The sequence below is a fragment of the Nonomuraea sp. SYSU D8015 genome (genome assembly GCF_008065375.1).
In the GTDB taxonomy this organism is placed as follows: Bacteria; Actinomycetota; Actinomycetes; order Streptosporangiales; family Streptosporangiaceae; genus Nonomuraea.
Map to the genome: position 1 here is coordinate 124,292 of NZ_VJYI01000026.1, position 12,487 is coordinate 136,778.

14 protein-coding genes and 1 pseudogene are annotated in these 12,487 nt (G+C 67.5%); 3 read left to right on the forward strand and 12 right to left on the reverse strand.

The genetic code is table 11. The features are described 5' to 3' along the window. Nucleotides 1-217: 217 nt before the first annotated feature. The 3 genes from ID574_RS49960 to ID574_RS49970 form a co-directional block, all read right to left on the reverse strand. A complete protein-coding gene (locus ID574_RS49960; RefSeq protein WP_223167893.1) occupies nucleotides 218-391 on the reverse strand; it encodes a hypothetical protein in 174 nt (57 codons plus the stop codon). A 237-nt stretch (nucleotides 392-628) separates the two neighbouring features. Next, complete coding sequence (locus ID574_RS49965; RefSeq protein ID WP_188196124.1) at nucleotides 629-1,006, reverse strand: hypothetical protein; 378 nt, start codon at nucleotides 1,004-1,006, stop codon at nucleotides 629-631. Beyond that, complete coding sequence (locus tag ID574_RS49970) at nucleotides 1,003-1,245, reverse strand: hypothetical protein (protein ID WP_188196125.1); 243 nt, start codon at nucleotides 1,243-1,245, stop codon at nucleotides 1,003-1,005. The genes ID574_RS49965 and ID574_RS49970 overlap by 4 nt, the downstream gene beginning before the upstream one ends. Nucleotides 1,246-1,498: 253 nt before the next feature. On the opposite strand from ID574_RS49970, the gene ID574_RS49975 reads away from it, so the two are divergent. Then, the gene (locus ID574_RS49975) at nucleotides 1,499-3,382 is read left to right on the forward strand and encodes a DUF2075 domain-containing protein (protein WP_223167894.1); all 1,884 of its coding nucleotides are present in this window, start codon (nucleotides 1,499-1,501) and stop codon (nucleotides 3,380-3,382) included. A gap of 330 nt (nucleotides 3,383-3,712) precedes the next feature. On the opposite strand, the gene ID574_RS49980 is transcribed toward ID574_RS49975, so the two are convergent. Beyond that, on the reverse strand, nucleotides 3,713-4,144 hold the full coding sequence (locus ID574_RS49980; protein ID WP_188196126.1) for a hypothetical protein: 432 nt from the start codon (nucleotides 4,142-4,144) through the stop codon (nucleotides 3,713-3,715). A 709-nt stretch (nucleotides 4,145-4,853) separates the two neighbouring features. Between ID574_RS49980 and ID574_RS49985 the strand changes: the two genes are divergently transcribed. Continuing rightward, nucleotides 4,854-5,501 carry a response regulator transcription factor gene (locus tag ID574_RS49985; protein ID WP_188196127.1) on the forward strand — a complete coding sequence of 216 codons (648 nt, stop codon included), beginning with the start codon at nucleotides 4,854-4,856 and terminating at the stop codon, nucleotides 5,499-5,501. 25 nt (nucleotides 5,502-5,526) lie between these two features. On the opposite strand, the gene ID574_RS49990 is transcribed toward ID574_RS49985, so the two are convergent. After that, the gene (locus tag ID574_RS49990) at nucleotides 5,527-6,372 is read right to left on the reverse strand and encodes a hypothetical protein (RefSeq protein ID WP_188196128.1); all 846 of its coding nucleotides are present in this window, start codon (nucleotides 6,370-6,372) and stop codon (nucleotides 5,527-5,529) included. A gap of 324 nt (nucleotides 6,373-6,696) precedes the next feature. Between ID574_RS49990 and ID574_RS49995 the strand changes: the two genes are divergently transcribed. Then, entirely contained in the window at nucleotides 6,697-7,902 is a 1,206-nt protein-coding gene (locus ID574_RS49995; protein ID WP_223167895.1) for an NAD(P)/FAD-dependent oxidoreductase, read from the forward strand. A gap of 263 nt (nucleotides 7,903-8,165) precedes the next feature. On the opposite strand, the gene ID574_RS50000 is transcribed toward ID574_RS49995, so the two are convergent. The 7 genes and pseudogenes from ID574_RS50000 to ID574_RS60960 all read right to left on the reverse strand — a co-directional run. After that, on the reverse strand, nucleotides 8,166-8,387 hold the full coding sequence (locus ID574_RS50000; RefSeq protein WP_188196129.1) for a hypothetical protein: 222 nt from the start codon (nucleotides 8,385-8,387) through the stop codon (nucleotides 8,166-8,168). 121 nt (nucleotides 8,388-8,508) lie between these two features. Further along, entirely contained in the window at nucleotides 8,509-9,447 is a 939-nt protein-coding gene (locus tag ID574_RS50005) for a TIGR03086 family metal-binding protein (RefSeq protein ID WP_188196130.1), read from the reverse strand. A 244-nt stretch (nucleotides 9,448-9,691) separates the two neighbouring features. Beyond that, nucleotides 9,692-9,946, reverse strand: coding sequence for a TfoX/Sxy family protein (locus ID574_RS50010; RefSeq protein WP_188196131.1), 255 nt, complete (start codon nucleotides 9,944-9,946; stop codon nucleotides 9,692-9,694). Next, a complete protein-coding gene (locus ID574_RS50015; protein ID WP_223167896.1) occupies nucleotides 9,943-10,908 on the reverse strand; it encodes an RNA polymerase subunit sigma-70 in 966 nt (321 codons plus the stop codon). Before ID574_RS50015 ends, ID574_RS50010 begins: the two co-directional genes overlap by 4 nt. Before the next feature lie 97 nt (nucleotides 10,909-11,005). Next, nucleotides 11,006-11,203, reverse strand: coding sequence for a hypothetical protein (locus ID574_RS50020; protein WP_188196133.1), 198 nt, complete (start codon nucleotides 11,201-11,203; stop codon nucleotides 11,006-11,008). After that, on the reverse strand, nucleotides 11,200-12,207 hold the full coding sequence (locus ID574_RS50025) for a DUF418 domain-containing protein (protein ID WP_188196134.1): 1,008 nt from the start codon (nucleotides 12,205-12,207) through the stop codon (nucleotides 11,200-11,202). The genes ID574_RS50020 and ID574_RS50025 overlap by 4 nt, the downstream gene beginning before the upstream one ends. A gap of 159 nt (nucleotides 12,208-12,366) precedes the next feature. After that, nucleotides 12,367-12,487, reverse strand: a pseudogene (locus tag ID574_RS60960) (IS630 family transposase); the annotation flags it as partial.

The window sequence follows — 12,487 nt, forward strand, 5'->3', positions numbered from 1 at the left end:
CGGATCGAACGCGGGCCGCGCGAAGGCGCTTGCACATGCAAGCGCAGGGGGATTGGCCGGTACCCCGTGAGGAACGGGCGCCAGGAGTACGTGACCGTGGGGGCCGGTCGTCGGCGACGACGCGCGCCAATCCAGCCGACGGGCGCCCTAGAGGGTGATGTGTGGCGGAGACACGAGGACTTCGGTGCCGAGTGGGCTGCGGACCAGGGAGGGTTGGTTAGCCAGCGCTGCGGTTTTGGTGCTCGGCGTCGAGATATTCCAGTTCCTTGAGTACTGCCGCGCGCTCATGTTCGGTGATCGGGCCGTGTTCTTCCTGCAGCCAGGCCACCAGTTCCTGTAGCCGATCATGATCGCGCTTGAAGCGCAACGCCTCAACGACGTACGCCAACATGCCGACCTCCCATCAGCGGTTCGGTGCGACCTTCTCTGTGGCTGCTCGCTGTGATCGCTCACTCGGATACCCGGTGCATGCGCTGGCGTGCAGCCAGGCTACGGACCTGCTGCAGCAGGCCGACGCGAAGGCCGCGACGAAATGTGAACACAGCGCGGTGACCGTGACCAGCAGCGGCACTGGCACATGGGCCACGCTCACCGACGGTGCCGTCGGCATCGCGCTCGACAAAGTCCGTCAGGTGCTGACCTTCAGCTGGTGGACGCGCTGCTTGGACAGGCCCATGACACGTGCCGTGTCCGGCTCGGACCAGTGACTTGTGAGAGCTTTTGCCGCCTTGACAGCCAGTTCCGCGGCGCGCCTGGTGTGAGCCTCGGCGAGTTCCTTCTCACGGTGATATTCGGACACCACAGCGGCCACCTCCTCGGGCAGGTCGAAGACGAAGTCCACGCCGGGAGTGTCCTGGGGCCAGGCCCAGGCGTGAATCTCGGCCAAATCGCGCTCCATCTGCGACAAGGAGCTGGCCACGCCGACGCCCTCGGTCTCCCCCGTAGGGCAACGCGCCACCCACCGTCCGTTCTCGTAGGTGATGACATAGGTGATCGTCTTGCTCATCGGCTCATCCTTTCAGTGACCGCCTCCAGGCGCTTCAGGGCTTCACGAAACAGCTCGGGATCGCGGTCCGGGTCTGCAGGGATCATGACGGGAACCGAGATGATGCCATCCTTGATCACACGCAGCGCGCACATGTCGCCCCTGAGGTGATACAGCCAGTCAGCAGTGGCACCTGCGGCGGCCACTATCGCGGCGACCTCGGCGAGCTGACGCATGTGCGGGGGTAGGCCCTCGACCATGCCGATCAGGCTAATGCATTAGGAGGAAGCTTCCTAGTCAGATAGGAAGCCACTCACCCGGACTGCCAGGACACCCGGCGGGACCGGCACCCGGCGAGATGCGTTCTCGCTGGTTTCGCAGAATTGGCGCCCCCGCTACTCTTTTGGCGACCATGTGATGCGGCCCGACGGGCTTCCGCGTTCCCACGGCTTTGGCCGGAGCGGATAGGCCCCCACCCGCACGAGTTCTCTCGTGCTGCCTGGGGGACAATCCGTGACGGCGCTGCGGCTGTCTGTCGAGAACCTGCTCGCCTCTCCCAACGAGGCCGCGTTCGCGGAGGTGATCGCCGAGCACGTGCGCGCCACCAGCGGGCACCGCCCCTCCCCCTCCGAGATCAGGTCCTGGCAGCGCAGTCTGCCGGCTCTCGCCCGTGATCTGGCCGACGCCGGGTTGCGCAGGGTCGAGATGCTCGTGGAGTACAAGCTTCCGCTGACCAGCAAGCGCGTCGACGTGATCCTCGCCGGGGTGCATCCGCGCACTGGCGAAGACTCGTACGTCGTGGTCGAGCTCAAGCAGTGGAGCCGTGCCGAGCCCTCGGAGCTGGGCGAGCATCTGGTCATCGTGGACGGCATGCCGGGCGGTGAGAGGCTCAACCCCGCCGAGCAGGTCCGCCGGTACTGCGAATACATGCGCGACTTCCTCGGCGTCCTCAACGGCAAGCCGAATGCCGTCTACGGAGCCGCGTACCTGCACAACGCCATGGACCTGGACGTCGACGGTCTGGCAGATCAGGTTCGCGACGAGCGCAGCCGTCTGTTCACCAAGCAGCGCCGTGGCGAGTTCCTCCGCTACTTGGGCGAGCGACTTGCCGACAAACCCGGCGCCGACGCAGCCGATCGCCTCCTCCGCAGCGCGGTCGCGCCGAGCAAGCAGCTCATGACCTATGCCTCCAAGGAGATCCGCGAACGCGAGCAGTTCACGCTGCTGGACGAACAGCAGGTCGCGTACGAGATGGTCATGGGCGCCGTGGAGCGGGCCCGTCGCGCGGACTCCAAGCAGGTCGTCATCGTCACCGGCGGCCCCGGCAGCGGCAAGAGCGTCATCGCCCTGTCCCTGCTCGGCGAACTGTTCAGGCAGGGTCGATCGGCATTACACGCCACCGGCTCGCAGTCCTTTACGCAGACCATGCGCCGCTACCCCGGCCGAGGCAACACCCGGATCAAGAACCTCTTCCGGTACTTCAACAGCTTCACCGACGCCGAACAGAACAGCCTGGATGTGCTGATCTGCGACGAAGCTCATCGCATCCGCGAAACGTCCACCAACCGCTTCACCCCCGCCGCCAAGCGGAGCGGGCGCAGCCAGCTCGACGAGTTGCTGTCCGCGGCGCGGGTGCCGGTCTTCCTCCTCGACGAACATCAAGTGGTACGGCCCGGCGAGCTCGGCACCGTGGAGAGCATCGAGCGCTACGCCCGCCACAAGGGCTACGACGTCCGGTTCGTCTCGCTCGATGAACAGTTCCGCTGCGGCGGCAGCCGCAAGTACGAGCAGTGGGTGCTCCGGCTACTCGGCCTGGCCGACGGCGACCCCATGGCCTGGGACGGGGACGAGGACTTCGAGGTGCGGCTCGCCGACTCACCGTACGAGCTTGAGACATTCCTACGCGCGCAGACGGGCACCGCCCGCATGACCGCCGGCTTCTGCTGGCCCTGGAGTGATCCGCGACCCGACCAAACCCTCGTCAACGATGTGGTCATCGGCGACTGGGCGCGGCCGTGGAACGTCAAGAGCGACCGTGCCGTCGGCGACTACCCGCCAAGCATGCTCTGGGCCAGCGAGCCGAACGGATTCGGACAGGTGGGCTGCATCTATACAGCCCAGGGGTTCGAGTACGACTGGAACGGCGTCATCCTCGGCCCTGACCTCACCGTCCAGGACGGACGCCTGGTCACAGTACGCCAAGAGAACAAGGATCCGGCGTTCAAGAGCAGGAAAACCGTGCCCGACTCTGATTTCGATCTGCTGGTCCGCCACGTGTACAAGGTCCTGCTCACGCGAGGCATGCGCGGGACCGTGATCTACGCGATGAACCACGAGCTCCGGAGCTTCCTCGCTGGGCTCATGCATCCGACCAGCGGAAAGCAGAGGGGCACATGACGGATGCGCTGGTAGAGCTCGGCCTTGTTCGTGGACTTCGTTTCGGAGCCGTGGCGCGCTTGCGGGATTGGCGCGAGTGGGCCCCTCTCCCAGCTGCTTCGGCGGCGCATCCCCCGTCCACTGCTTCCACCCAAACCCGCTTCCCGGGCAGCACGCCATCTGCCGCCCACCGCCTATCCGGCGAAACCACCAAGGACACGGGCATTCGCGCGCGTCAACCAACCATCTCTTGGTCAGCATCGCCCGAGACTCGCACAGAATCCGGCGCCAAGGCAGTGATCCACACCCCTGCACCGGATTCCCGCATCTACCATGCACGGTCTGAGCGCACTACTTCTTCCACGGTGTGCACGCCCACCGGCCGACGGAGAAGACGCAGGCGCGGAAGCTGCGGCCGCCCCACTGGTCGACGCCCCCGGCGGTGGCGATGTTGCCGCGGCGCTTGGCGTAGCAGCCGTGCCAGGAGCGCCCGCCGGTATCCGACCAGTCGAGCGTGACCCTGTCCCCGCGCTGGAGCCCGCCGGCCAACGCATAGTAGACGTGCCGTCCCTTGTAGATCCGGTTCCTGGACTTGTCGAGATGGACATACCCGAAGGAGGTCGCGGCGCTTCCCAGGTGTATGGTCCCGTTCGCGCGCTCGTAACTGATCCGCGGCCCGCAGCTGTAGTCGATGAACCCGGGCCCCGCCCCATTCGCCGCACTCGGCACCGCCAGCACCGCGAGCCCTGTGGCGAGCACCGCACCAATCGCTAACTTGCGCATGTTCCCTCCTGAGGTGATCCGTCCCACGGATCATGCGCCGCCCCGTGTTGAGAATCTGTTGAGCTTCCGTTCAGGCACTCGCGGACCGTACGCAGGCTGCGATCCGGCGCCCGGCGAGCGTGGGCGCCGGAGCTCACGCCCGCGCTTCCCGTTCGGAGGCCAAGAGGTCGAGCCCGCGCCAGGTCGCCGGCGAGCGGCTCGCTGATCACCGGCGGTCATGCCGATCGAGCGGGCCGGCCTCCACGATCACCCGTTACCCGGCCAAGACAAGCGGAAAGAGAACTGGTAGCAGCGCGTCAGCTCGCCGCCAGGCAGACCCTCGTGGCCCGGAACTCCTATGGCGACGGCGAGCCGCCACTTAGTTGATCAACTAGCTGGCTGGAACTGGTAGCTAACTCTTCGGCTTATCGCATCTCTGGCGAGCCACAAGGTCCGATGCGCTGCGCGGCCCGCCTTCCCATGGCCCCGCCTTCCGTCGCCGTCGATGGGCGCGGACATGGACGAAGGGGGAAAACTCCGGCGCAGCCTCGAACCAATGGTCGTGTAGTGGCATCCAACAAGATCACAGCATCAGAAGGGACTTATGTGATCATCTGGTTGAGCGGCACCTTCGGGGAGGCGACCATGTCACCGTGGATGGGCCTTTCGCCAGGCGACCGGGGCCGCGCATGACGCAGGGTGCCCCCGCAGCCGTGAGCGCGTCCCAGGCATGGTGATCCGCAAACGCGCCCCACGCTCCACACAGCGAATCGACGTGACCCGCCTTCCCGAAGACGTCGTGGCGCTCATCGACGCCCTCGAGCCTGGTGAGAACTTGGTCCTCACGCGTGACGGCGCGTCGATCGCGACGATCTCCAGCACCATTGACCTGGTCCAAGGCGCCATCGTCGATCGCGACGCGCCAGATGAACCCAACGATCAAGCACCGATCGACTACGAGAGCGTGACAGTCGTGGCCACCGCGATGGAGCTGTCGACCGCGGCTCGGGTTGCGCTATCCACCCAGCTCGGGGCGGACTACGTAGTGCTCGATATGCATGCGGCTCCCGCGACGACCGATGTGCTGCTGGTACCTCCGGGCAGCCCGCAGCTGATCGCAGCACTCCGATCGATGTTCCCGAAAGCTCGGGTCATCGTCACCGAAATCGAGGACCACGAACTCGGAGTTCAGTACCACGGCCCGGTCCGACGACTACTCGACGCCGGCGCTGATGGGTATCTACCTCCGGCGAGCCTCCCACTCCTGGCCAGGCAGCTTGACTACACACTGAATCAAGGACGCGAGATCGCCAGCGGGGCCGCTACTCCACTGCAGATCGCACCGGCCGCGGAGCCGGCAGAGCCGGACGGCGAATGACCCCGCGCCTCCTCCCGCCGAGCGGCTAACGCAGCCGCCGTGAGATCAGATTCTTGGTTCGGTCGGTGAGTTGGGTGGCGATGAAGGTGTCCAGACGTTCGGGGTCCGGTTCGACGCGCTGGGCCTCCACCCGCTCTTCCCAGGTCTCGTAGTCCTCGGCATTGCCCGCCGTGATGAGGCCGATGCCGTGCGAACGCGCGACTTCGGCGATATCACCGACGATGTCCTCCATCGCGACAGCCTCAGTGGCGGGAATGTGCGCCAGGACGTAGGAACGCGTGGCGGATCGGCGGTGGGCCAGGGCCTCGAACACCGCTTGTACGTTCAGTGCGGCGGCCAGCTTGATCTCGAAGGTGGCCAGTTCCAGGTGTTTGCCGGGCACGTAGGCAAAGGTTCTGATCTCCACGCTCACGATGTCGGGGCGCGACCAGGTGCCGCCCGTACTCCGGCGTCCCTGGAGCGCGGTCACCTCCACAGCTAAGGGATCGGAGCGGTGATCTTTAGCCCAGTCGCCGGCTATCACCTTGCGCATCGGCTCGTAGAGCGCGAGCTCGCTCTGGATGACCGCCTCGACCTCACGCGCCGGATCCGCCACGCCCACGGGTACGGACACCACGTCGGCAGGCGGCCCCGCGTCCACGACGCGGCGGATCGTCCCTCCTCTGCCTTTGCCCCGGACGACCATCCCGGCATCCACTAACGCGTCACGGGCTGCCCAGTAACGATCGGTCTCCCACCCGAGGAGCTTCTGAGCAGTCAGATTGCTGATCGCGGAACCGTCCTGAGGAACACAATCCAAAAGGGCCTGCTGATCGGGCACCAAATCCATGAACACCACCATCTCCTGCGTATCAGATCGATCAACAGGCATCAAACCCCTTGCGGCTCCTCAGTCGTCGTCAGGTTCGATCCGCCCACCGAGATCGCTTGCGGGAGCTTCGCGCTTCTACGAGCGCCTCTGGCTGCCCATCCCGTCCTCCCGCGGCTTGGCGCGGCCTGAACATGACCAGCGATCGCATGCGCCTGCTCCAAGACCTGCGCCGCTCGCTCCTCGACCCGCCCCGCCATCTCCGGCCACGCACCGCCACCCCGGGAAGACGACCGCCCCGGGAATGTCAGTGCCATCGCCTGACATCACCACGAAGCCGGCACCGCACCCGCCCGCTTCGGGCACCCGATTGCGGAGCCTTTGCCTGTGCCGTTCATCGTGCTCACCGTTCCACATGCATGCATGCTGGAAGCGGGAGTTCGCCCGTGGTCTGGGAAGGGGGCGTTCGTGAGGATCGGGTCTGTGAAGCGGTCTGAACGTGTTGCTGTCATCGGAGTGGGCATCCTCGGAGCCAGCGTGGGCTGGAACCTGTCCCGGCACGGCGCCAAGGTGGTCTTCATCGACGCGGGCCAGCCGGGCGAAGGCGTCACCAACTGGTCTTTCTCATGGGTCAATGCCAGCAACAAGACCGCGCGCAAGTCCTACTTCGACCTGAACGTCGCGGGCATGACGGCGTACCGTGAGCTTGCCGGGACCATCGGGCCAAACTCATGGTGGTATCCCAGCGGCCACCTGCGCTGGACAGACGATCCCGCAGCGGAGGCGAAGCTCCTGGAAACAGCCGGACTGCTGGCCGGCTGGGGCTACCGGGTCGAGGTGTGTACGGGGGCCGAGGCGCGCCGCCGCCTCGAACCTGCTCTCACGATGCCCGGCGAGGTTCCCGTCGTGTTCTACCCCGACGAAGCCTGGGTGCATGGACGTCATCTCGTCGGCCGCCTGGTCGGCCAGGCCGTTGCATCCGGCGCCGAGCACCGGTTCGGCACCGCGGTCTGTGACATCGGCACCGGTGCCGACGGGAGCATCCGGACGGTTGCCCTATCCGATGGGAGCTGTCTCGACGTCGACATCGTCGTGAACGCAGCGGGCCCCAGTGCCTCCCACGTCGCCGGGCTCATCGCACGGCACTTGCCGATGCGCCGGGAACCCGGCGTCGTCACCCGGATCGGCTGTGCTCAGGTCCCGGTTCACCGGGTCATGCACGCGCCTCACATCGAGATCCGTCCTGACGGAGACGCTTCGGTGGTCCTCCACAGCCGCGAGATCGACGCGCTCATCGACACAGGCGAAGATCCAGCGGAACTCGCACGGCTGCTCCACGAATCGGCGCGGCACGTCGTTCCCGAACTCGGCAACTCCCGCATCCTACAGACACGGGTAGCCGACCGGCCCATCCCAGCCGACGGTTTCCCCTCGGTGGGAGCGGTGCCGTCTGTGCCGGGCTACTACGAGGCCGTTTCCCACAGCGGCATCACGCTCGGTCCGGTAATCGGCCGGCTGCTTGCTTCGGAGATCCTCAGCGGGAAGAGAGATGAGAGGCTTGCGGATTTCCGCCCGGAGCGGTTCACCCCGTGACAGCCCGGGCAAGCGCCACCAGTACCGCGACCAGGCGGGTGCGTCGCCGGAACCGCGCCCGTCCCTTTTACACCGGATTCCGGACGCCACCCCCGATGGGGCGGCGAGTGTTTCAGGCACGACCTCCGAGGCATGTCAGCGTACGTCTTGATCTCAACGACGAGCAGGAATCCCCTGGCACCGATGGCGTGAGTGCGCCCGGGTGGCATCCGGCGCAGCCAGCGACGACAAGCCTTCCGTCCGACGTCTGACTGCCTATTGGTTTACGGCAGCGGCGGCAGGACTCCCCACCCACGCAGGAGCGCCACAACGGTCGTCGCAGCGATGCCGATCAGGAGCGCGCCCAACCGTACCTGCCGGTAAAGGTGCGCAAGCTTACGTACGTCGCGCCATTTGCGTTCATGAGCGCGTTGGGCGCGCAGGTGGGCGATCTGCTGCCGTGATGTGACCTTGAGCCTGCTGTAGTCGACGCCATGCCGGGTCATGGCTTTGAGTTTGTCCTGTCAGTTGAGTGTTTGGCCATCCCCTTGATCGATGGCTCTCGTGGCCGTCCCCCTAGCCTCGCCCGCCGGTCGCAGGTGGACCGGTGGGCGGGCGAGTGGGGCGTCACGGTTGTGCGGGTCGTCCCAGGTGGGCGAGGAGTCGGACGTTCAGCGGGGCAGTGGGCAGGACGGGCAGTGGCTCGGCGAACTGCCTGTCTCGGTTCTGGGCCACGACCGGGCTGGTGGTGGCGAACTGCCACACGGCTTGGACGACGTCGTCGTCGGCCGGGTAGGGCAGGTGGGCGCCGGTGGCGATGTCCCAGCCGTGGACGAGTGATTCGAGCAGGCTGATCGAGGCCAGCACGGTGCCGGGCACGGCGGCGCCCAGGAAGGCGTGCTCGCGTTCCAGCGTCCGGGGGGCGGTGAAGGCGGCCAGCGAGCGGCCGGCGATCGCGGCGAAGGCGGCTGCCGGGTCGGTGCCGAGGTGGTCGGTGTCGGCTTGGCGTTGGGCGTCGATCTCGGCCGGGTCCACCTGGTCGTCTTCTGCGAAGCGGGCGAGGAGCAGCAGGCCCCCTGCGAGGTGGTTGGCCGTCTGGCGGACGGTCCACTTCGCACACGGGCTCGAGGACGCCCAGTCTTGCGGGCTGATCTGGCTGATCACGTTGGCGACCAGGGTGTGGCTGCGTTCCAGCAGGGTCGTGAGGGCGGGTGGCTGAGCCATCGCGCGGCGCAGGTCTTCGGCGTCGTAGATGAGCTCGCCGGAGACGATCTGGCCGTCGCGAACGCGCAGCAGTTCGGCGGCGGTCAGTGTGCCGGGCAGTGGGTCCATCTGCCAGTCGATGATGGAGCAGACCAGGTCGCCGTCGGCGAACTGGTGGCGAACCCGGAAATCGCGGACCGCGGCGCCGGCCTGGCGGGCCATGGCGCGAAAGCCTGCGCTGTCGGTGAAGCTGGCGACGGGTCCGGAGAAGGTGAAGTCGGCGGCGAGAGGGACCTGGGTCATGTCTCCGGCCCGGTGCTGCCAGGCGTGGTAGTAAGGCGCGACGGTGGTGCGAGGATCCATGGTGTTTCTCCTGGTGGTGGGTCGCGGACGCGACCGTTCACCCAGACAGATCCCGCCTGCTGCCTCGACTCATCGGCGTATGAGAATGGGCGCATGCCAGTCGAGGTGAGGCGGCCGCAGGTCGTGGTGCGGCGGGAGCGAGCCGAGCCCGACCGCATGGTGGAGCCGGCGGTCGAGCGGCCGTTCCCGATGACGATCCGCAACGAGGGGAGCGCCTGCGCGCTCGCCTGGAACGCTGACGGCGCTACCCGTTCGCGAGCTCGGCGAGCAGCTCCTGCTTCCGCTCGGCCGGGATGTGCCGCCAGTCGATGTCGGCCACCGCGCCTTCCAGGGCCCACAGCGCGTTCAGCGACAGCCCTGGCACGGCCGCGTCCTGCAGGCGCCGGTAGGCCTCGACCGGGCCGACCTCGAGGAGCTGCTGCGGCTCTCGGATGTCCACCAGCGCCAGCCATTCCTCGCTCTTGGGCCCCAGGTTGCGTAGATCCCGCAGTCTTCTCACGCTGGAGCCTCCAGTGGCAGGTCGAACCAGCGGAACACGGCGGGATCGGGGAATCCGACGAGCTCGGCCACGCCCTCCGGCGTCATGGACAGCACCATGATGCCGTAACCGCGGCAACGGCCCGTCTTCTCCGACAGGTACGCGGCCAGCGCGGGCTGTCCGTTCGCCCCGGTCTCCACCAGGCGGATGAGATCCAGCCGCCCGCCGGCCGGCTCGGTGGCGAAGAACCGCGTCACCGCCGCCCGACCGGCGATCTCGACCTCCTCCGGCGGCATCCGCAAGATCACATCCTCGCGCAGCAGCGCGGCCAGCGCGTCGATGTCGCAGCGCTCCCATGCCTGCACGAACTGACGCAGCAGCCGCCGCTCGTAGTCGATCAGGGGACGTTGCGGCCGTTCCGGCCCCGAGCGCAGGGCCGCCCGGCCGCGCTGCAGCAGGCTGTTGACGGCCGGAACGCTGACGTCGAGCAGTGCGGCGACCTCGGCGGCGCTCCAGCACAGCACCTCGCGCAGGATGACCGCGGCTCGCTGGGTGGGCGGCAGCAGCTGCAGCGCCGCGACGAAGGCCAGCGTCACCTCCTCGCGCCGCTCGGCGACGAGCGCGGGGTCCAGCTCGTCGATCAGCGCATCCGGGTACGGCTGCAGGTGGGCGATCTCGGCGTGCACGGCCGGCAGACGCTCGCGCCGCTCGACGGCCCGCAGGCACGCCATGGTGGCGATCTTGTGGAGCCAGTGGTGCAGCGGTGCCCGCCCCTGGTAGCCGCCCAGGCCGCGCCAGGCCCGTAACAGCGTCTCCTGCAGCGCCTCCTCGGCCTGGTCGATCGAGCCGAGCATGCGGTAGCAGTGCAGATGCAGGGCCCGCCGGTGCGGCGCGACCAGGGCGGTGAAGGCGGCGTGGTCGCCGTCGCGCGCGGCGGTCAGCAGGGCCGCGTGCTCGGCACCGGTGTCCTCGACCGTGCTCACGTCAGTGAGCCTAGCCATCGGGGCCGACACAATCAGCGAGCATGGCGACCTGCGTGCGGCGTGACGGCCGTTTCTTCGCCTGCCTCGACCGGCGCGGTCAGGCGTGATCGTCAAGCTGCCGCGACAGCGCGTCGCCCGGCTCGTCGAAGACGGCATCGGCCGGCCTTTCGCCCCGGCCGGCAAGGTCTTCCGCGAGTGGGTCGCCCTGCCCGTCCCCGACGCCGCGAACGCCCCGGCATCCGCAGCGAGAAACAACGCCGCTGGGGACGACCGGCCACCCGAGCAGCACGATCACCCGGCCGGGCCAACGTTCGTGGCCACCCCCTGGGTGTGCTGGAGGGCCGGGCGGCGGCCCCACGTGGCCCAGCGCCACAGCCATTCCAGCGGACCGAACCGGTAACGGCGCAGCCACAGCGTGGAAAACAGCCACTGCGCGGCGATGACCCCGATCACGACGGCCAGGAGCGCGGGCTGGGTCCAGTCCTGCGGGCGACCGTGCAGGTGCGCCACGGCCAGCACCAGAATCGAAGCGGTGAGGTAGTTCGTCAGCGCCATCTTCCCCAACGGCGCAAGGAGCGCGTGCAGCGCCGCCCGCAGCGTCGTCCTGAGCAGGAGCAGCAGCACGCACGCGTACAGCCCGCCGATCAACATACCGGCGACCGCCGTCATGACGCCGGCGGCCCTGCCGCCGGGATTGTTCATCTGCAGGACGACTTGCAGCGCCAGCGTCGGTGCCGCGGCCACCGCGAGCAGCACCCCCGTGATGGCCGGTACCTTCGCGGACTGCTCGATCCGGTCGATCACGCCATATCTGACCAGGGCAGCGCCCGCCAGCAGCAGGCCGGGGGCGAGCAGGTAGCCGTTGGTGACGAACAGGGACGCCACTAGGACCACAACGGCGAGGACCGCGACCGCCCATCGCGGCAGCCAGGTCGACGGCAGCAGGAACACCAGCCCGGAGGCCGCGTAGATGGCGAGCACGTCACCCGGCCAGATCAGGAACATGTGCAGGAGGCCGATCACGAGCAGCACGAGCAGCCTGCGCACCAGGAGCAGCCGCGGACTCGCCGTACGGCCCTCGGCCGACTCCAGCAGCAGCGCGAACCCCACGCCGAACAGAACGGCGAAGATGGGGAAGAATCGATGATCAACGACGTACCCCATCCAGTCGCTCGCCCCGGGCGGCACGATCTTGCCGCTGATGTTGGAAATCGGCCCAACATTGGCCAGCAAGATCCCGCAGAGCGCGAATCCGCGGATCACATCAAGCGCGTCGATGCGCCGTCTTCTCTCTGACATGAGGCCCAATTCTGCGGAGCCGTGCCCTGCCGCGGCACGGGTCGAAAGTGCCGTGCAGCCGTCCAAGATCGCACTTTCGGCCGGTTGCTTCCGCGAACGCCCGGCCACCCGAGCAACATGACCACGACCCGGCCAACGTTTGTGGTCACCCCACTAGTGTCATGCGCCTGAAATTCGTCGGCAATATTTAGCGAGGGATTCCAGGATCTCTTCGGCGGTTTTGGTCCAGACGAACGGCTTGGGGTCGTCGTTCCACTGATCCATCCAGTCGCGGATGTCC

Coding starts and splice junctions, on each gene's coding strand:
- ID574_RS49960 (WP_223167893.1), bottom strand. CDS start 391: ATGTTGGCGTACGTCGTTGAGGCGTTGCGCTTCAAGCGCGATCATGAT.
- ID574_RS49965 (WP_188196124.1), bottom strand. CDS start 1,006: ATGAGCAAGACGATCACCTATGTCATCACCTACGAGAACGGACGGTGG.
- ID574_RS49970 (WP_188196125.1), bottom strand. CDS start 1,245: ATGGTCGAGGGCCTACCCCCGCACATGCGTCAGCTCGCCGAGGTCGCC.
- ID574_RS49980 (WP_188196126.1), bottom strand. CDS start 4,144: ATGCGCAAGTTAGCGATTGGTGCGGTGCTCGCCACAGGGCTCGCGGTG.
- ID574_RS49985 (WP_188196127.1), top strand. CDS start 4,854: ATGGTGATCCGCAAACGCGCCCCACGCTCCACACAGCGAATCGACGTG.
- ID574_RS49990 (WP_188196128.1), bottom strand. CDS start 6,372: ATGCCTGTTGATCGATCTGATACGCAGGAGATGGTGGTGTTCATGGAT.
- ID574_RS50000 (WP_188196129.1), bottom strand. CDS start 8,387: ATGACCCGGCATGGCGTCGACTACAGCAGGCTCAAGGTCACATCACGG.
- ID574_RS50005 (WP_188196130.1), bottom strand. CDS start 9,447: ATGGATCCTCGCACCACCGTCGCGCCTTACTACCACGCCTGGCAGCAC.
- ID574_RS50025 (WP_188196134.1), bottom strand. CDS start 12,207: ATGTCAGAGAGAAGACGGCGCATCGACGCGCTTGATGTGATCCGCGGA.